A 17,458-nucleotide genomic window follows, 5' to 3' on the forward strand; every position below is an offset into this window, starting at 1 on the left:
CTCTGTTGTGAATTATGACACTACTCTGACATTTTGACAATAATTAATTTTCAGAATAATCGACAAATACTCCTCCGGATGTAGGGATAAAGACCTAACTTTATTGGATTAATTTCATAAAAGATTACAAAAAAGACCGGCATCTGCCAGTCTTTGTCACATTAACTCAATTGTTGAACCGTAAATAAATCATAATAAGGTCCTTGTTTTTCCATTAACTCTTTGTGTTTGCCTATTTCTGCGATCTTACCATGATCAATAACAATGATACGGTCAGCATGAGTGATCGTAGACAACCGGTGTGCCACGATGAACGTTGTCCGGTCTTTTGCGAGCTTCTCAAGTGCTTCTTGGATAAGGTGTTCGCTTTCTAGATCAAGTGCAGAGGTCGCTTCATCCAGAATTAGGATCGGAGGATTTTTCAAAAATACTCTTGAGATGGCAACACGCTGCTTCTGGCCGCCTGAGAGCTTAACTCCACGTTCCCCTATTTTAGTATCGTATCCTTGCGGCAAATTCATGATAAAATCGTGTGCGTTCGCTGCTTTAGCGGCTGAGATCATCTCTTCATCTGAAGCATCAGGATTTCCCATTAGGATGTTGGCGCGTACAGACTCGCTGAACAAAATGTTATCCTGCAGAACCATCCCGATTTTATCGCGCAAAGACCTTACCTGAAAATCGCGTATATCTGTTCCATCAAGCTTGATGCTTCCCTCTGTTACATCGTAAAACCGCGGAATTAGACTAATTAATGATGACTTTCCTCCCCCGCTCATTCCGACCAGGGCAATCGTTTCCCCAGGCTCGACAGATAACGATACGTTATGGAGTACATCCGTTTCATTCTCATTATAGGTAAAAGAAACATTTTCAAAATCCAATGCCCCTTTTACATTATCTAAAGACTTTGCTCCAGGCGAATCTTCAATGTCATAGGATTCATCCAAAAATTCAAACATCCTGTCCATTGAAGCAATGGATTGTGTAAGAGTTGTTGAAGAATTCACAAGGCGTCTTAATGGATTGTAAAGCCTGTCCATATAAGCTACAAAAGCTACTAATGCTCCAATCGTGATGTTTCCAGTGATGGCTTGATACGCCGCGAACCCGATTACGAGAAGCGGAGCGATATCTGTCACCGTGTTTACAACTGAGAACGTTTTTGCGTTCCACTTCGTATGATCCATCGCTTTATTTAAAAATTTTGAGTTGCGTTTATCAAACTGAACTTGCTCATGATCTTCCAGCGCAAAACTTCGAATGACTGACATCCCTTGAACTCTTTCATGCAGATGCCCCTGTACTTCAGCAAGTGCCTGTGAACGATCTTTCGTCAGCTGGCGAAGACGGGCATAGAAAAATTTTACCGAAAACGCATAGACCGGCAGCATCGATAAGGCGACGATGGTCAGCCAGAAATCCATGGAAAACATGATGGCTACAGCAATAACGATGGTTGCCATATCAAGCCAAACATTCATAAGACCTGTGATTACAAACGTTTTTGTCTGTTCCACATCATGAATGACTCTTGAAATGATTTCTCCAGATTTATTATTCGAATAAAAACGAAGACTTAAGCGCTGAATATGGTCGAACATTTTATCACGAATATCATACAAAATTTTACTTCCGACCCACTGCGCATAGTACTGTCTCCAATATTCAATCGGCGGTCGAAGAACAACAAATATAATGGCGGCACCGCCCATCAGCCAATATAGCTTATTCATCTTTTCATCAAACGGCAATGATGTTTGAATAATGTCGTCCAATACATATTTGAGAATGAGCGGAGTCATTAAAGGAATTCCGAATTTGGCAAGACCAATTAAAATTGTCCAAAAGATCTGCCATTTGTAGGGTTTAACAAAAGCCAAATATCGCTTAATACTATCCATGCATATCACACCATTCTGTATTCATAAAGAAAACTTGGCATCTGCCAAGTTATTCTCGTAATGAGTAAAAAAAGGATAACCCGCTGACTACTCAACAGGTTTTCCTTTTTAACGAAATTCTAAATATCTTTCATACCATTGTTCCACAAATCCAGGTTCAAAAGGTCCCTTTTTCTGTGTAACCATCATGATTAATTCTTGAAGATTTTTTTGAATGATCGTATCCAGCTGACTCGGATACCTCATCATTCTTTTGTGAAGCTCATATTCGTCCTCATCTAATAAGATATAAGTTCCATCTGGAAAGACTTTAATATCTAAATCATAATCAATATACTTCAACGCTTCCTTGTCCCACATAAATGGGGAGCCAAGGTTGCAATAATAATAAATACCATCTTCCCGTATCATGCCAATCACGTTGAACCACTGCTTGGAATTAAAATAGCATATAGCAGGTTCTCTTGTCCGCCATTGACGGCCGTCAGATTCGGTAACCAAGATCCGGTCATTACCGCAGATAACCTGACTGGGAGTCCCTTTCAGAATGACAGTATCCTCCCAGTTACGGTGGAGGTAGCCATTATGTTTGTAGCTTTGAATATTGATTATACTTCCGGTTGCAGGAAAACTCATCTCTCTCTCCTTTCTGCCCGAGTTCCGGAAGCTAATGTTACCTATTGAGTTGCTGACTCTCCTTTCTTCAAACCATTTGTCGGTAATTCACCAGCTCCATGTTTAAACCTCGTTCTACATTTGTTTTTTATTCCCGTTCATTACTTTCTTACAAAACACGCTTTTTTCTCTACTTTATTATATCGTTTTAAGAATAGTTTGGAAATGTACTTGTCCCTGTTTTTTAAAAATAAACGCCTTTTTTATAATAATTCCGCTCTAATAGTATTCCCATCGGTTATGTATAGAAAACGTATTGGTTTTTTATAAAAACTGTTTCAGCAAACTCTGTTGCTCTTGAATGTGGTTGATTTCCACTCCAGGTTACCCGCTTTCCACGGGGCGTGCAGAGAGCTTCCTACCGCTTTGCGCCATTAGGAGTTTCAATGAAGCATATGCGCTCCTGTGTCTAAAAGCTATTCTCAACCAAGCCAGATTCCTCGTCGCATTCCTTGCGAGAAGGATATTCATGTAGTTGGCACGCTCGTCCCGTAGGACAAGGAAGGCCTCGGCAGCTTTACAATCGCACGAAGAAAATGTGATTTTCCATTTTCGAGGAGTCGGCAACCTTGCGCTCCAATCAACTTGCAGATGAAGAGAGAAATAAGAACCAGAAGTAACAATCCTTTAGAAAAAAAGCTTTTTGATTAAAAAATAAAACCAAAAAATGCCCCCTAGTGATTAGGGAGCATTCCTGGATAGAGGTTATTTTTGTTGTTGGTTCTTACCTTGTTGAGACTGTTGGTTTTGCTGACGAACTTCCTGAGCGTTAGTTTCGCTAGCAAATTCAGTTCCGTAAGACTGACCAGCTTGTTGTTGTTGAGCTTGCTGCTTTTGGCGAGCTTGCTGCTGTTGTTGTTTTTGTTGTTGTTTGTCCATGTTTTTTCACCTCCACGAAATATAATTTACCCGGGGTAGACGTGTTTTATAAGGAGTTTTTATTAATAGATATTTCCAGTATTAAAAGTTAAAAAATTGGGGGATAAATGAATGATTACACTAATTTAAGGAGGGTTGAAATCATGTATGTAGGAAGAGATATGACCGAACTGAGTATGACCAGCAAAAATGAATGGAAAGACGAAGAGCTCGCCTATTTTCATCACTCACTGCAGCAGATGGCCCCTTATCTAAACGAAGAAGGCACGAGTATTCACAGAGAAATCATTAAAGAAATCGAAGCTCGCGGCGGCTTAAAACGCGGCGAAGCTGATTGGACACACGGGACCGAAGTTAAATATGATTGAATAGGAGGATCCCCCAACGAGCTTGGGGATCTTTTGCTTTTGTTATGATTGCGTAAACGCGCATAAATCTTTGCGAACGCGCATAAATCTTTGCGAACGCGCATAAATCTTTGCGAACGCGCATAAATCTTTGCGAACGCGCATAAATCTTTGCGAACGCGCATAAAAACAAGCCCTCCGCTTCGCTAGGGCTTGTTTTTATTAGAAATTGCTATAAGACTGGCCACCGTCGACGTTCAGCGTGCTCCCTACGACCCAGGAAGCTCTCTTAGACGCTAAAAATACTGCTACATTTGCAACTTCTTCTACTGTACCGAAACGTCCGGCGGAAATATGTTCTTCAACGAATGCATTTATTTGATCTGGATCTTGTTCCAGCCTTTTCTTCCAATTTCCTGTTTCATGTAAAATAGAACCAGGAGCAACCCCGTTTACTCGGACACCTTTTGAAATCATCTCATCACCAAATGATTTCGTGAAGGAAATCATTGCCGCTTTGCTCGCATTATAAGTCGGCTTTCCACCTGATTCACGGCCGAAAATGGATGAAATGTTAATAATTGCTCCGCCATCAGCATTTCCACTCATCACTTCCGCAGCTTGTTTGCTTAAGTCCACAGCTGATAAAAAGTTCAGATGCATCGCTTCTTCAAACTGTTCCATGCTTGTTTCCATAACCGTTGACCCATTGCTGCCGCCTGCGTTATTAACGAGGACATCAATCGTACCAAACTTCTCCAAGAAGTCTTTCATCACACGTTTACGATCATGTTCATCTGTTACATCACCTTGAAAAATCTCGATCCCTTCTTTTTGAGCCGATTCCAGATCACTCAAAGTCCTACCTACAATTCCAACTTTTGCACCCTCATCTAAGAATGCATAGGCAATCGCCTGACCGATTCCTTTCGACCCGCCTGTAACGAGAACCGATTTTCCTTTAAGTTCTAAATTCATACAATGATTGCCTCCTTTATTAGCCGAATAATTTTTTGATGAGAAACAGGAAACGGATACTGGTCCAGCTCCTCTACTGTTACCCATTTCCAATCCGGTGGCAGCTCTTCAGTACTTTCAAGTATTTTTCCTTGCCATATATTGATTTCCCATTTTAAATGTGAAAAAACATGCTCAATATAACCAGCCTTTTCCTCAAGGACAGCTTCAACGCAAATATTTTCGTCCAAATATCCTTTTATTGCATCCATTTCTGCATTTTTGTTTTCACCAACATATTCCGTATTCGGAAACTCCCACATGTTTGCGAGCAGACCTTCCGAAGGTCTTTTGTGAATTAGGAAGCGTCCATCTTCCCCAACTATTATTCCTGAAGCCATCTTTGCTTTTCTCACTTTTGTTTTACCAAGTTTAACAGGAAGCTCATGCTGCTTTCCTTTCTCGAAACCTTTACAGAGTTCCCGCATCGGGCAAAGCAGACAAGCAGGTGATTTTGGTGTACAGATCAACGCTCCAAGCTCCATCATTGCTTGGTTAAAAGATGACGGATCCTCATGAGATATAAGCTCACGAACTGCTTTTTCAAACAAGATCCGGGTTTTTGGCTTGCTGATATCTTCTTCTATTAAAAGGATTCTCGATAAAACACGCATCACGTTGCCATCAACAGCAGGCTCAGGAATTCCATACGCAATACTTAAAATAGCTCCAGCCGTATACGGTCCAACACCTTTTAAACCCGCAATTTCCTTTGGTGTATCAGGCACTTTTCCGCCATAAGATTCGCATACTTCTTTTACAGCGGTTTGTAAGTTTCGAACTCGGGAATAATAACCTAGACCCTCCCAAGCTTTAAGTACTTTCTCTTCATCAGCAGAAGCAAGATCTTGAAGAGTAGGAAAAAGGCTGGTGAACCGTTCGAAATAAGGAATAACAGTATCTACTCTTGTTTGCTGAAGCATGATTTCGGATACCCAGACACGGTAGGGATCTTGGTTTTCTCGCCATGGCAGAGTGCGTTTATTTTCACTATACCAAGTAAGCAATTGTTCTTGAAATTGTTTCACATATGACGCATCGAGGGAAAATAAACTATTACTTGTTGTGTTCAATTTAGAGATCTTCCTTTACGTTCATTTTTTCAAACGCCCAGCAGTGAATTTTTTCTGCTCCCCCTGACACGAGCGGGAAAAGTTTTGAAAAAACAGGGTGCTCTCTAGACGTACGTTTTTCTTTTATTGTTTCATATGCTTCTTTATCGTTTACCTTAAAATATTCAACATAAAGCGACGGCTGATCCGCAGCCCTGTACCATTGAATGTCGGCTGCGCCTAGTTTTTTAAGTTCATCAATCACAGATGCCATTTCGTACTCATATGATTGAAGTGTCTCTGGATTTACTTTATACTCCATAAAAACTGTTAACATTATCTTTCACTCCATTCCCTACATAGGAGGTGGTCGCCTTGGATACAGGCACACATATTGTGATGGGGTTGGGATTAGGCGGTTTAGCCATGCTGGACCCTGCAATCGCAAATGATCCAGCGACATCCCAAGCCATCCTCGCCGGGACTTTAATCGGTTCCCAGGCTCCTGATTTTGATACTATTCTAAAGCTAAAAAACAACGCAGTCTATATTCGTAACCACAGGGGTCTAACCCATTCCCTGCCCGCATTGGTGATCTGGCCGCTTCTATTATTCGGCATTATATCATTATTTGTTCCGCAGGCTGACAGCGGGAAACTGCTCTTATGGACCGCTATAGCTGTTTTCCTGCATGTTTTTGTAGATATATTCAACGCTTATGGCACACAAGCTCTGTATCCTTTATCAAAGAAATGGATTGCCTTAGGTGTTATCAGCATCTTTGATCCATTTATCTTTTTCCTTCATATCGCCGGTCTTCTCCTTTGGTATGTGGGAGTAAATCCAGGATACACATTCTTAGGCGTGTATGTCATTCTTGTCTTTTATTACATTTGGCGCATTCTTGCACGTCAAAAGGTTAACAAGATTGTCTTAAAAAAACTACCTGAAGCTGAAGAAATTTATGCAAGTCCGACCATGCGCTGGGGACAATATCATTTAGCCATTAAGTCAAAGCATGAATTTTTCGTTGCTGGGTTAAAAAATGGGAAAGTAACGATCTGGGATACATTTGACAGGCTACCCATTCCGCAGACCAAAATCGTGGATGCGGCGAAATTGGATAAAAACATTTCCGCCTTTCTTTCCTTCTCACCTGTTCACAGATGGGAAGTTGAAAAGAACGATCATGGTCATATGGTTCAATTTATTGATCTCAGATACCGAAGTAAAGGTCACTATCCTTTTGTCGCCATGGTCCAACTCGATGAGAACCTGAACATTATCACATCTTACACAGGATGGGTATATTCTGAAGACAGGCTAAAAAAGAAAATGGATTTCTCACCGATGGATCTTTTAAACAACAATGAATAAGTAAAGAGACGGGCTTAGTTAATCGGCCCGTCTTTTTTAATGAATCGCTGAAATTTTGGATTGCTTGAGAAGTATTCGTGCAGCTTGTGGCCGTATGAATTAATGAGCTGTGTCACCATCTTCTCGGTTACATCTTGACCCTCATATTCCCTTCCAGCTCTTGCACGGGTTGATTCAAAATCTTCCCATAATCCTTCCACCCATTCCCTGGATTCTTGATAACTCAGGCCAGGGTTCACTTTTTGAAGCATTTTCGCTAATCTTTCAAAACGCTCTTCCATTATTCTCCCTCCTTATCCAAATTTTAAAGAAAGCCCCGTCACATAAAGGTTTCTATTACGTTTCATACTAGTTGAGAACCGATTTAAAGGAGGTAATACCACATGCGAAATAAATCGAAAAACTTCCCTAATCGGATCTCCTTCTCAGGTGAGCCGAGAGCAAAAGAAGAATTCTCTTCTAAACGGCCAGATGGATCAACTCGCGACCATCCACAGGAGCGAATGTTTTTATCCAATCAACACCGAGATGATCAGTAACTCTTGCGGTTATGAATTTCATTCTGGGGGGTGAATCAGTTGAACAAGAAAGATTACTTCTCATCAACACGATTTAACGGAAAATATTCTGACCCCTTTCACTCGCCGCGTGCCAATTCGAAGCATGCGTACAATCAAGTGAATGGGGAGACCCAGCAAGCATTAAATAACTATGTGCTTGAAATTCAAACACGTAAGCGTTCATAGTGAAGAATAAAGAAGCGGTCCTGTTATCGCTTCTTTATTTATGTTTTTTTAAGCGAACTGATTTGGTGGCCATAAATATACATACACTCACATCCTGAAGCGAGCATCCTGTAACAGAAATCAAGATTCTTCTTTTGCAAGTTGATTGGAGCGTAAGGATGCGAGACTCCTGCGGGACAAGCGGTCAGGTGAGACCCTTAACGGCGCAAAGCGGCAAGGGGCTCACCGCCTGCCCCGCGGAAAGCGAGCATCCTGGAGCGGAAATCAACTACTTTCAAAATGTTTATGCTTCAAGCACCGAAATCGGCAAGGCTTCTAACGTACTCTGTTTATTTTTATAACCCCAGGCAAAAATACCATTTAAGTAAAGAACCGAAAAAGTGGAGCCCGGATCTCCTTGTATGCCGTATTCTTTTCCGCTTTCAATGGTTGCAGGATCCATCAGATAGCATTTCGCCATCGCAATTTTACGTTCATGAACAGCGTACTCACTCACCATGCCCATTTGTTCTGCTTTTTGTGCTTTTGCTCTTAAAGAAGCAATCTCTGCTCTTATTTCAGACTCAGTCATCTCGCTAAATCTTTTTTCCATTTGAATCTTTCCTCTCTTTTCTGTACGCTGAAACGTGGATTCAAACCTACTTTATATAGGAGTGATATTATGAATAAAACTGTCATTATTACAGGCGGTGGTTCAGGTCTTGGCTTGGCTCTGGCAAAACAATACAGCAAAGAATTTCATGTATGCCTGATCGGGCGTACAGAATCGAAACTTCAGCAAGCCATAGAAACCCTATCACAAAATGATAATCGCGTTTCTTATCAAGTTTGCGATGTTGCCGATTATGAGCAAGTACAAACCACTTTACATGCAATATTTGAAAAAGAACCTGTACACCTTGTAATCAACAATGCAGGAACTGGTGTTTTTGAACCTTTAAACGCCTTAACAAAAGACGATATTGAGCTCATGGTTCATACAAATGTGTATGGAACGATTTATCCTTCACAAGCCGTTTATTCTCTCTTTCAAAAACAAGGCTACGGCAAAGTAATGAACATTATCTCCACTGCTGGCCTAAGAGGAAAAGTGAATGAGTCTGTATACTGTGCGACTAAATTTGCAGTGCGCGGTTTTACAGAAAGCATTGTTAAGGAATGGGAAGGAACCGGGATATTTCCTACAGCGGTCTATATGGGCGGGATGGATACCCCTTTTTGGGACGATACCGATCACATTAAAGACCGCTCTCGTTTAAAATCCCCGGAAACGGTTGCAAAAATGATTTTCGATCAGGACGATAATCGTTCAGAAATTTTTATAGATCGTTAAGCTCGTCTCCATTTAGAACTTCTGATATAACAGATGAATCAAAGCCCTTGCTGTATAAAAAACGCTTCATGCGTGATTCGTACTCATAACCTGTGTATTTCTTATATTTTTGATGTGCTTTTTTCGCATGAACCAGCAGGGCTTCTTTTTCTTCTTCAGGAGACTGGCTGATCTTTGCCTCTTGGAAAGCCATCTCGATCACTTCCCAATTGAATCCTTTTTGCTGAAGCTGCTGAGCAATTTTTTGTTTTTGTTCTTTCTCAGAACGTTTTGCAGTGCTTCTAAATTGTTTTTGAATAAACTTAACCGACGCCTCAAGCTGCTCCTCATATGTGAACTGGTCCAGCGCCTCTTGGGTATCACTCTCCCCGACGCCCTTTTTCTTAAGCTCCTGGCGGATAGCGCCTGGTCCTTTAAAAGAAGTGTTCATCCGGGTTTTCACGAACGAATCGGCAAAAGTTTTATCATTAACAAAATCATACTCTGATAATTTTTCAATCACTCTTTTGATCGTAGACTCAGTGACCTCTTTTTTCTCAAGATACGCTTCTATTTCATGTACTGTCCGCATTCGATAAGACAAAAAGTGAAGTGCTTTATTAAAAGCTTTTCGATACTCATCTTCTTCGATGATCTCTTGCCATTCATCCTCATCGATCTCCATACCTTTTTGAAGTTGAAACTTTATCAAAACGTCAGCATCCACACTAAAAGCGAACTCTTCTTTTTTTCCTTTTTGAATAAACACATTAAATCGTTCATCATTTTTTTGCTGAGCAGAAATCCTTGTTATTACAGCCATCTACCCACCTTCTTTCAGCTTATATTTTAACATAAGTCTTCTTGCAGTTTGAAAAAATACCCCTTTTATAGTTCGTAAACAAGGGAATTGAATAGGGAGAGGTAAATAGTAATAAAGATAATGGTGAGAGGAGTCTTTTATGAAAAACATTTTAATATCCGGCGGCACCGGATTTGTCGGAAAACACATTACGGATTTACTGACTAAAGATCACTACAAAATATTTATCCTGACACGAAATACAAATAACAAACCTAGTCAAGAAAACGTTTCTTATGTAGAATGGCTAACTCCTCAAAGTACGCCTGAAAAAAATCTCCCTAGAATCGATGCGATTATTAACCTTGCTGGTGAATCTATCAATGGGAGATGGACTGACAATAAAAAGCAAAAAATTTTAAACAGCCGTTTAAAAGCAACGGAATCTCTGTTAGATCTTGCCAAAAAGATGCCTGAGCCTCCTTCTGTCTGGATCAACGCATCTGCTATCGGTTATTACGGCACTTCAAAAAAAGAAGTTTTCACAGAGCAGACAACAAGACATGGCACCGACTTTTTAGCTGAAGTCGTTAAAGCATGGGAAACAAAAGCAAGCGAAGCAAAGAATCTAGGATGCCGAACGGTATTTACCCGTTTTGGACTTATTTTAGGCCGTGACGGAGGTGTCCTTCCTCAGTTAACTCTGCCGTACCGTTTTTTTGCAGGAGGAACTGTAGGGTCTGGTGAACAGTGGGTTTCATGGGTGCACGTTGAAGATGTTGCCCGCCTAATAAAAGAGGTACTTCAAAACGGCAAATACGAAGGTCCCGTAAATGCTACTGCTCCTGGACCAGTTACGATGAAAGAGTTTGGCCAGGTCACTGGTGATGTGATGCATCGGCCACACTGGCTCCCAGCCCCCTCGTTTGCGTTTAAGCTTTTGTTTGGAGAAATGAGCATGCTGATTCTTAAAGGGCAGCAAGTACTTCCAGAAAAAGCGATGAACTTAGATTTTTCATTTAAATTTCCTCATCTGAAGGGGGCTTTACATGATTTGTTACAATGATAATAAAAATAATCTATCAGGTGACACATTATGAAAAAATTGATTAAAAATGCAAAAGTATACCCTATTACGAGCGCTGAGCTGGAGCAAGGAGATGTCCTCATTGAAAACGGCAAGATCATTGCTGTTGAAGCATCGATTGAACCATCTTCTGATATGGAAATTATAGATGCAGAAAACCTTCATCTCCTTCCCGGATTTATTGATGTACATACACATCTAGGTCTTTATGATGAAGGAACAGGATGGGCCGGAAATGATGCCAATGAAACACACGAAGTGCTTACTCCGCATATTCGTGCGATCGATGGGTGTCATCCTTTAGATATTGCATTTAAAGATGCTGTGCGTTTCGGGGTCACGACGGCCCACATCATGCCAGGAAGCGCGAATGTAATCGGGGGTACGACTTCAGTTATTAAGACACACGGTCAAGATATAAGAAAAATGATTATCAAAGAAACAGCTGGCCTTAAAATTGCATTAGGCGAGAATCCCAAGAGGATCCATAGCGGACGACACAATGACTCCATTACCCGTATGGGAATTATGGGGATGCTCCGTGAAGCGTTTTACCAGGCACAGGGTTCGGCTTATCAAGATAATCTCCGAGTCGCTCCCATTGCTGCAGCATTAAACCGCGAGATACCTGTACGCATTCATGCCCACCGTGCTGATGATATATTGTCAGCTATCCGTTTCGCTGAAGAGTTTAACCTGGATTTCCGCATTGAGCATTGTACAGAAGGACACTTAATCGCAGATTCACTGAAAGATTTAAATCTTAAGGTCAGCGTTGGACCAACTTTAACCCGAAAGTCTAAGATAGAACTTAAAAATAAAACATGGGACACGTATCGTATACTATCTGAAAATAATGTCGAAGTTTCGATTACAACCGATCATCCTTATATTCCTATCCAATACTTGAACGTTTGTGCAGCCATTGCCGTACGGGAAGGATTGAGCGAAAAAAAAGCGCTTGAAGGAATCACGATCGCACCAGCCAGAAACCTTGGAATAGCGAATCGTGTCGGAAGTATCGAACCTGGGAAAGATGCTGATTTATCCTTATGGACAGAGCATCCGTTCCACTTTTCGGCAACACCTGTTATGACCATGATTGAAGGCGAAATAATTTACAAAAAATCTACAAAATAACTATTTTCTTTTTTAGAAAAATGTCTTATGATACAAGAAGAGCAACATGCGGATTTCGATTAATCCGGTCTAACTAAAAAGTGCTCTATAGAACACCAAAATTATTTTCATAAATTAAATATTGAGCAAGGGAAGGCAATTGGTGCGCCACCAGCTATGACTGGTCCTAGTGGGTTCGATTCCCACCCCGAATTAATTTTTATTCTTAATTCGAGGGTGGGGGATAATTCTGCCCTCTAGGAGGGATTAAATTGTTGAAAAAGCGTGATTTATCAGACAGTCATGTTCTTTACAATTTAATGGTGCACCCAGACGTCTTCCCTTTTGTACGTCAAAAAGCTGCTTCTTTTGAAGAATTCATGTTCTTAACGAAGCAAACGATCGAGGAAGAAGACCAAGGAAAAATCATTTCCAGAACGATTTTGGATGAGTGGCATAATCCTATCGGCACCATTAATTTATTCGATGTCCAAGATGGCTACGGTTTTCTTGGAACATGGATCGGTCAGCCATACTTTGGCAAGGGTTATAATAACTTAGCGAAAGAAGCATTCTTTTCTGAGTTATTTTTTGAAAAGGATATTCATACCGTGTTTATGAGAATCAGAAAGGTAAACATTCGCTCACAAAAAGCTGCTGAAAAAATTCCTTATGTGACACTTGCAAATGAGACACGCAAGGATATTTACGATCAGCTCAATCAAGGCGAAGAAATTTATAATCTTTATCAGATTGAAAAAGATAACTATTTGATGCATCAGCTTCGTACTCAGCCTCTTGAAGTGGCAGAAGAGCAATTAAAGGAAGCTTAATGCACGAAACAAGTTAATAAACGTTGCACATACTAAGACCACCTTCATTTTTTGAGGGTGGTCTTTTTGATTTGTGTGAATATCCTCTTTGCAAGTTGATTGGAGCGCAAGGTGCGAGACTCCTGCGGGACGAGCGGTCAGGTGGAGACTCCTAATGGCGCAAAGCGGCAGGAGGCTCACCGCACGCCCCGCGGAAAGCGAGCATTCTGGAGTGGAAATCAACACCTTCAATAACTACAAAGGATTACATTTTTATTTTAAGGAGGTCTTTCTAATGAAAAGCAGCAAACGAGAAGCAAAAGAGCGAAATAATGATTTAACTAAAACACAAGAAGTCACTTACAAGGAAGAATTAAAATCTGCAGAATCTGTTGCAGAAACGAAAGAAATGACGAATGAAGACTATTCGTAAGTGGTGAATTCTTCCTGTATTAGATTTTACGATTCTGCACATTCTAAGTTCGAGGACAAGTTCCTCACAAGCTTTTGATTTACGTTTCAAACATTGTATATCTTTAAGGAGGTATTTTTGTGGAAAAACGTAACCGAAAGTCCCCATCGCACAACAAAGCTAATGCTTCACAAGCCAAAGGACTTGACGTCGAGTACTCAAGTGAATTGGCAGATCAAAACGATCTTGAAGCGCAAGCTCGTGCACAAGCCGCTGACCGACGCCAGAACAAGGGCCGTCGCTAAGTGCAAAAAGACCTGCTGGGATAGCAGGTCTTTTTTTGATATAAGAAAATTCCAAAAGTGCATAACTTGTGGATAAAGTTATCAACAACTATGTGCATATTGTGAATAACTTAATTAACTATATAAATGATTGTGTGCAATTCTGTGCAAAAATTGTGTATTATACACAGTTTCTGTGGAAAACCATGTGGATAGTGTGTATATATCAGAATTTTTGAAGCAATAAATTTATTTTACTGAAAGTACTTTTATTATTTTTGCTGGGTTTCCACCTACTACTGCATTATCTGGTACATCTTTTGTGACAACTGCTCCTGATGCGATAACTGCATTATTGCCGATTTTCACACCTGGATTAATAATGGAACTGCCTCCAAGCCACACATTGTTCCCAATATGAACAGGCTTACCATATTCCTTACCTGAGTTCCGTTCATGGGGATCTAACGGATGTGTTGCCGTATAGATATGAACTCCCGGAGCAAGCATGCAGTTATCTCCAATACGTACTTCACAAACATCTAAGATTGTACAATCAAAGTTTGCATAGAAGTTTTCCCCAACATGTATGTTGTATCCGTAATCACATCTGAAGTTAGGTTCTATACCAATGTTTTCCCCCGTTGAGCCAAATAGTTCTTTAATCAGCTCGCTCCTCTTTTCGGTCTCGTTCTCGAGAGTTGCATTATACAATCTCGTTAACCTTCTGGCCTCTATGCGCTCTTTCTCTAATTGTGGATCATTTGGCCGATACATGTCACCGTTAATCATCTTTTCTTTTTCTGAAGTCATAAAAAAGCCTCCTCCCCATGCTATCCTGGTATCATTCTAAGACCAACGTACAAACAGCTTCTACTTGCGCGGTTTGCGGAAACATATCCACAGGCGTTATATTCTCTATTTTAAATCCTTTACTTATCAACATGTGGACATCTTTGGCTAAAGTTGATGGGTTACATGAAACATAGACCATCCGTTTAGGTTTGATTTTCGCAACTGTTTCAAGAAAGGCTTGGTCACAGCCTGTTCTAGGCGGATCTACAACGATTATGTCAGGATGCCAGCCTTCTTTTAGCCATTTAGGGAGCAGCTTTTCAGCTTTTCCCGTTTCATACTTGGCGTTCGTAATTCCATGTTTCTCAGCATTTTTTCTTGCATCTTCAATTGATTCTTTAATAATATCCATACCTCGTACTTCTTTTACCCCATCAGACAGCCACATTCCAATGGTTCCGGAACCGCAATAAGCGTCTACAAGCTTTTCTTTACCTGTCAGGTTAGCCTGCCTTTTTACTTCATCATACAGTTTAACCGTCTGCTGCGGATTCAATTGAAAAAACGCACGTGCAGACAGTTCGAAGCTAAGATCACCTAAATGCTCTGTTATCGTATCTTTCCCGTATACACCCTCTGTTTGATCACCAAAAATTAATGATGTTTTTTCTTCATTAACATTTTGAACAAACGAAGTTACTTGCGGAAGACGTTTTTTGACTTCTGCTATGAAAAGTTCTTTTTTAGGAAAGGCTTCTGTAGCTGTAACAAGAACAAGTTGTATTTGATCGGTACGAAAAGCAGTACGAACCACAATTGTCCTAATGCTCCCAGTACGTTTTCTTTCGTTATAAACAGGAAGGTTAAGATCGCGGATGATCTGTTTAACCTTGTTCGTTACGATATTCGTATCTTCGTGCTGAACCAGGCAGTGATCAATATTGATCAGTTTATGAGAATTGCTGCTGTACAAGCCAGCGATGACTGTATCATTTATCTTGCCTACTTGAAACTGACTCTTGTTTCTGTAATACCATGGTTCTTTCATTCCAATCGTTTTCTCGAGAGGAAGTTTGTCCTTAGAAATTTTTGTGTAACGTTCAAACGCCTGAGCCACGATATCTCTTTTTTCTTTTAACTGGGAAGGATAGGACAAATGCTGAAGCTGACAGCCTCCGCACTCCTCGTAAATCGGGCATGGCGGAGTTGTCCGGTTTTTTGACTTCTTTTTAATCTTTTTAATTTTGCCCTCAGCTCTGTTCGGGAACACTTTTGTAACTTCCACCTGAATTTCTTCACCAGGAAGAGCACCAGGAACAAATACCACCTGGCGTTTATAAAATCCGATTCCTTCTCCATTAATACCTAGTCGTTTAATCGATAGCGGAAACGTTTGGCCGGTTTTCATGATTGGATTAACTTGCTTTGTATTCTTCAAATTTTTTCACTCTTTTCTTCGCTAAGAAGTTGCTTTTCTTATTGTAGACGAAACGAACCGCTTCTACCAACTTCATCACCGCATAAACAGACAATGAGATTTATTTGAAAAATCAAATATATCACTTTGTACCGATTGAATAGAGTAAAACCCATGTATAATGTTTTTATCGAAAGCGCTTTTGTTAATAGCATTATTATTTTTTTGCATTTTTACGAAACCGCTTTCGTTATTGTTCTATTAACTAAAAGGAGGAAAAAATCGTCTGCAGAGTTTACAAAAACACCCTTTTAAGTGTCTTTTTTCATAAAAAAAGCGCCCTTGTATCATACAAAGGCACTGTTTAAGGATTAAATAATAAGGGAGGTGCAGACTTTTTCAGTTGTAAGTCATCAAGGCTTTTGAAAGTATATCCTCTCTTTTGAAGAGCTTCTATCGTTTTCTCCAATGCATCCGCGTTGTCTTTTGAAACGGTATGCAATAGAAGAATGCTGCCTGGATGGATCTGTTTCATGATCTGGTTGTAGGAATACTCCCAACCACGCTGTTTGTTGGTTTCCCAATCGAGAAATGCAAGTGACCAAAACACATGTGTGTAGCCTTCTTTTTTTGCAAGCATAATCGTTCTTTCGCTAAAAACACCTCTTGGCGGACGCAGATAGTGCATATCTGTTCTACCGGTGAGTTCTGTATATCTCAGCTTCACTTTTTCTAATTCATTTTTTAATCGCGAATCAGAAACCTGTGTTAAATCTGGATGATGATAGGAATGATTACCTACTATATGCCCTTCTTCAGCCATTCTTTTTATTAGGTGAGGGTGAGTTTTCATAAATTGTCCGGTTACAAAAAAGGCAGCAGGTACTTTTTTTCGTTTCAATACATCCAGCACATTATCTGTATATCCGTTTTCATACCCATTATCAAACGTTAAATAGATGTCTTTTTTGGTTGGATTTCCTAAAAAAAGACTGTCGTATCTTTTAATGAGTTCAAGATATCTCGAATCAGTAGTAGGTGGAGTTTCTTTCCCCTTTTTTTCAAAAAACCACTCCAGCCTTTGATTCGATACACCTCGTTCGGCATAAATTACATGTGATTGGGTGAAAAATAAAATGGAAACCAAAATCAGGCACAGGAGCCGGTTGATTTTCATAAGAACTTCCTCCTTCAAACGACAACCTATACCTTTATTGTGTTTTGATTAGCAGAAACCATGCTAGGGATATTAAGGAAACCCCGATGATTCTCTAAAATCCAAATGGTTTAGCGGCGAATCTAAAAATTTTGGTGCTCAATCCAAAAGTTTTGAGCTTCAATCCAAAAATTCCACCTTCCAATCCAGAAGTTTTGGGCATTTATCCACGAGTCGACAATCCCGGAAATATATTGACCTTCTA

General features: G+C 40.3%; 22 protein-coding genes. 10 read left to right on the forward strand and 12 right to left on the reverse strand.

The window, feature by feature from the left end; all coding sequences use genetic code 11:
• Nucleotides 1–161 precede the first annotated feature (161 nt).
• From EV282_RS16815 to EV282_RS16825, 3 genes are all read right to left on the reverse strand, one after another.
• Nucleotides 162–1,904, reverse strand: a complete 1,743-nt coding sequence (locus tag EV282_RS16815; RefSeq protein ID WP_130297064.1) for an ABC transporter ATP-binding protein — start codon at nt 1,902–1,904, stop codon at nt 162–164.
• 108 nt (nt 1,905–2,012) lie between these two features.
• Nucleotides 2,013–2,540 (reverse strand): nucleoside tri-diphosphate phosphatase, encoded by a 528-nt coding sequence (gene ntdP / locus EV282_RS16820; protein ID WP_077364724.1) that lies wholly within the window; start codon nt 2,538–2,540, stop codon nt 2,013–2,015.
• 744 nt (nt 2,541–3,284) lie between these two features.
• Nucleotides 3,285–3,458, reverse strand: a complete 174-nt coding sequence (locus EV282_RS16825; protein ID WP_130297065.1) for a gamma-type small acid-soluble spore protein — start codon at nt 3,456–3,458, stop codon at nt 3,285–3,287.
• A 143-nt stretch (nt 3,459–3,601) separates the two neighbouring features.
• On the opposite strand from EV282_RS16825, the gene EV282_RS16830 reads away from it, so the two are divergent.
• Entirely contained in the window at nt 3,602–3,826 is a 225-nt protein-coding gene (locus tag EV282_RS16830) for a hypothetical protein (protein ID WP_066286205.1), read from the forward strand.
• Between the two features lie 201 nt (nt 3,827–4,027).
• On the opposite strand, the gene EV282_RS16835 is transcribed toward EV282_RS16830, so the two are convergent.
• Genes EV282_RS16835 through EV282_RS16845 form a run of 3 tightly spaced genes read right to left on the reverse strand, consistent with a single transcriptional unit; the run spans nt 4,028 to nt 6,211 of the window.
• The gene (locus EV282_RS16835) at nt 4,028–4,783 is read right to left on the reverse strand and encodes an SDR family NAD(P)-dependent oxidoreductase (protein ID WP_130297066.1); all 756 of its coding nucleotides are present in this window, start codon (nt 4,781–4,783) and stop codon (nt 4,028–4,030) included.
• Nucleotides 4,780–5,895, reverse strand: a complete 1,116-nt coding sequence (gene mutY / locus EV282_RS16840; RefSeq protein ID WP_242611937.1) for an A/G-specific adenine glycosylase — start codon at nt 5,893–5,895, stop codon at nt 4,780–4,782. Before mutY ends, EV282_RS16835 begins: the two co-directional genes overlap by 4 nt.
• Before the next feature lies 1 nt (nt 5,896).
• Nucleotides 5,897–6,211, reverse strand: coding sequence for a hypothetical protein (locus EV282_RS16845; protein ID WP_130297068.1), 315 nt, complete (start codon nt 6,209–6,211; stop codon nt 5,897–5,899).
• A 38-nt stretch (nt 6,212–6,249) separates the two neighbouring features.
• Between EV282_RS16845 and EV282_RS16850 the strand changes: the two genes are divergently transcribed.
• On the forward strand, nt 6,250–7,251 hold the full coding sequence (locus EV282_RS16850; protein ID WP_130297069.1) for a metal-dependent hydrolase: 1,002 nt from the start codon (nt 6,250–6,252) through the stop codon (nt 7,249–7,251).
• Between the two features lie 14 nt (nt 7,252–7,265).
• On the opposite strand, the gene EV282_RS16855 is transcribed toward EV282_RS16850, so the two are convergent.
• A complete protein-coding gene (locus tag EV282_RS16855) occupies nt 7,266–7,532 on the reverse strand; it encodes a YfhJ family protein (protein ID WP_130297070.1) in 267 nt (88 codons plus the stop codon).
• A 102-nt stretch (nt 7,533–7,634) separates the two neighbouring features.
• Between EV282_RS16855 and sspK the strand changes: the two genes are divergently transcribed.
• Nucleotides 7,635–7,790, forward strand: coding sequence for a small, acid-soluble spore protein K (gene sspK, locus EV282_RS16860; RefSeq protein ID WP_066286185.1), 156 nt, complete (start codon nt 7,635–7,637; stop codon nt 7,788–7,790).
• Between the two features lie 39 nt (nt 7,791–7,829).
• Entirely contained in the window at nt 7,830–7,997 is a 168-nt protein-coding gene (locus EV282_RS16865) for a YpzG family protein (protein WP_077364736.1), read from the forward strand.
• Between the two features lie 283 nt (nt 7,998–8,280).
• Here EV282_RS16865 and EV282_RS16875 read toward each other — a convergent pair whose 3' ends face one another.
• Nucleotides 8,281–8,589 carry a YfhH family protein gene (locus EV282_RS16875; protein ID WP_130297072.1) on the reverse strand — a complete coding sequence of 103 codons (309 nt, stop codon included), beginning with the start codon at nt 8,587–8,589 and terminating at the stop codon, nt 8,281–8,283.
• 69 nt (nt 8,590–8,658) lie between these two features.
• Between EV282_RS16875 and EV282_RS16880 the strand changes: the two genes are divergently transcribed.
• Nucleotides 8,659–9,330 (forward strand): SDR family NAD(P)-dependent oxidoreductase, encoded by a 672-nt coding sequence (locus tag EV282_RS16880; RefSeq protein WP_130297073.1) that lies wholly within the window; start codon nt 8,659–8,661, stop codon nt 9,328–9,330.
• On the opposite strand, the gene recX is transcribed toward EV282_RS16880, so the two are convergent.
• Nucleotides 9,317–10,132 (reverse strand): recombination regulator RecX, encoded by an 816-nt coding sequence (gene recX / locus EV282_RS16885; RefSeq protein ID WP_130297074.1) that lies wholly within the window; start codon nt 10,130–10,132, stop codon nt 9,317–9,319. The genes EV282_RS16880 and recX overlap by 14 nt on opposite strands.
• Nucleotides 10,133–10,271: 139 nt before the next feature.
• On the opposite strand from recX, the gene EV282_RS16890 reads away from it, so the two are divergent.
• The 5 genes from EV282_RS16890 to EV282_RS16905 all read left to right on the forward strand — a co-directional run bounded on the left by EV282_RS16890 (nt 10,272) and on the right by EV282_RS16905 (nt 13,846).
• Nucleotides 10,272–11,177: a TIGR01777 family oxidoreductase gene (locus EV282_RS16890; RefSeq protein WP_130297075.1), complete on the forward strand. Its 906-nt coding sequence runs from the start codon at nt 10,272–10,274 to the stop codon at nt 11,175–11,177.
• Nucleotides 11,178–11,207: 30 nt separating this feature from the next.
• Nucleotides 11,208–12,338 (forward strand): amidohydrolase, encoded by a 1,131-nt coding sequence (locus EV282_RS16895; RefSeq protein WP_130297076.1) that lies wholly within the window; start codon nt 11,208–11,210, stop codon nt 12,336–12,338.
• A 251-nt stretch (nt 12,339–12,589) separates the two neighbouring features.
• The gene (locus EV282_RS16900) at nt 12,590–13,150 is read left to right on the forward strand and encodes a GNAT family N-acetyltransferase (protein WP_130297077.1); all 561 of its coding nucleotides are present in this window, start codon (nt 12,590–12,592) and stop codon (nt 13,148–13,150) included.
• A 274-nt stretch (nt 13,151–13,424) separates the two neighbouring features.
• The gene (locus EV282_RS20380) at nt 13,425–13,562 is read left to right on the forward strand and encodes a hypothetical protein (protein ID WP_156774208.1); all 138 of its coding nucleotides are present in this window, start codon (nt 13,425–13,427) and stop codon (nt 13,560–13,562) included.
• Between the two features lie 119 nt (nt 13,563–13,681).
• Entirely contained in the window at nt 13,682–13,846 is a 165-nt protein-coding gene (locus tag EV282_RS16905; RefSeq protein WP_130297078.1) for a YfhD family protein, read from the forward strand.
• A gap of 228 nt (nt 13,847–14,074) precedes the next feature.
• Here the strand turns inward: EV282_RS16905 and EV282_RS16910 are convergent, their stop codons facing one another.
• The 3 genes from EV282_RS16910 to pdaA form a co-directional block, all read right to left on the reverse strand.
• Nucleotides 14,075–14,638 carry a sugar O-acetyltransferase gene (locus EV282_RS16910; RefSeq protein ID WP_130297079.1) on the reverse strand — a complete coding sequence of 188 codons (564 nt, stop codon included), beginning with the start codon at nt 14,636–14,638 and terminating at the stop codon, nt 14,075–14,077.
• Nucleotides 14,639–14,669: 31 nt separating this feature from the next.
• Nucleotides 14,670–16,058, reverse strand: coding sequence for a 23S rRNA (uracil(1939)-C(5))-methyltransferase RlmD (gene rlmD, locus EV282_RS16915; RefSeq protein WP_413466157.1), 1,389 nt, complete (start codon nt 16,056–16,058; stop codon nt 14,670–14,672).
• A 343-nt stretch (nt 16,059–16,401) separates the two neighbouring features.
• Nucleotides 16,402–17,214, reverse strand: a complete 813-nt coding sequence (gene pdaA, locus EV282_RS16920; RefSeq protein ID WP_130297080.1) for a delta-lactam-biosynthetic de-N-acetylase — start codon at nt 17,212–17,214, stop codon at nt 16,402–16,404.
• Nucleotides 17,215–17,458 lie beyond the last annotated feature (244 nt).

Source organism: Fictibacillus sp. BK138 (genome assembly GCF_004216955.1).
In the GTDB taxonomy this organism is placed as follows: Bacteria; Bacillota; Bacilli; order Bacillales; family Fictibacillaceae; genus Fictibacillus.

Bases quoted from the DNA above. Each gene is read 5' to 3' on its own strand.
- EV282_RS16815 (WP_130297064.1), bottom strand. From the start codon at position 1,904: ATGGATAGTATTAAGCGATATTTGGCTTTTGTTAAACCCTACAAATGG.
- ntdP (WP_077364724.1), bottom strand. From the start codon at position 2,540: ATGAGTTTTCCTGCAACCGGAAGTATAATCAATATTCAAAGCTACAAA.
- EV282_RS16825 (WP_130297065.1), bottom strand. From the start codon at position 3,458: ATGGACAAACAACAACAAAAACAACAACAGCAGCAAGCTCGCCAAAAG.
- EV282_RS16830 (WP_066286205.1), top strand. From the start codon at position 3,602: ATGTATGTAGGAAGAGATATGACCGAACTGAGTATGACCAGCAAAAAT.
- EV282_RS16835 (WP_130297066.1), bottom strand. From the start codon at position 4,783: ATGAATTTAGAACTTAAAGGAAAATCGGTTCTCGTTACAGGCGGGTCG.
- EV282_RS16845 (WP_130297068.1), bottom strand. From the start codon at position 6,211: ATGTTAACAGTTTTTATGGAGTATAAAGTAAATCCAGAGACACTTCAA.
- EV282_RS16855 (WP_130297070.1), bottom strand. From the start codon at position 7,532: ATGGAAGAGCGTTTTGAAAGATTAGCGAAAATGCTTCAAAAAGTGAAC.
- sspK (WP_066286185.1), top strand. From the start codon at position 7,635: ATGCGAAATAAATCGAAAAACTTCCCTAATCGGATCTCCTTCTCAGGT.
- EV282_RS16875 (WP_130297072.1), bottom strand. From the start codon at position 8,589: ATGGAAAAAAGATTTAGCGAGATGACTGAGTCTGAAATAAGAGCAGAG.
- EV282_RS16880 (WP_130297073.1), top strand. From the start codon at position 8,659: ATGAATAAAACTGTCATTATTACAGGCGGTGGTTCAGGTCTTGGCTTG.
- recX (WP_130297074.1), bottom strand. From the start codon at position 10,132: ATGGCTGTAATAACAAGGATTTCTGCTCAGCAAAAAAATGATGAACGA.
- EV282_RS16890 (WP_130297075.1), top strand. From the start codon at position 10,272: ATGAAAAACATTTTAATATCCGGCGGCACCGGATTTGTCGGAAAACAC.
- EV282_RS16895 (WP_130297076.1), top strand. From the start codon at position 11,208: ATGAAAAAATTGATTAAAAATGCAAAAGTATACCCTATTACGAGCGCT.
- EV282_RS20380 (WP_156774208.1), top strand. From the start codon at position 13,425: ATGAAAAGCAGCAAACGAGAAGCAAAAGAGCGAAATAATGATTTAACT.
- EV282_RS16910 (WP_130297079.1), bottom strand. From the start codon at position 14,638: ATGACTTCAGAAAAAGAAAAGATGATTAACGGTGACATGTATCGGCCA.
- pdaA (WP_130297080.1), bottom strand. From the start codon at position 17,214: ATGAAAATCAACCGGCTCCTGTGCCTGATTTTGGTTTCCATTTTATTT.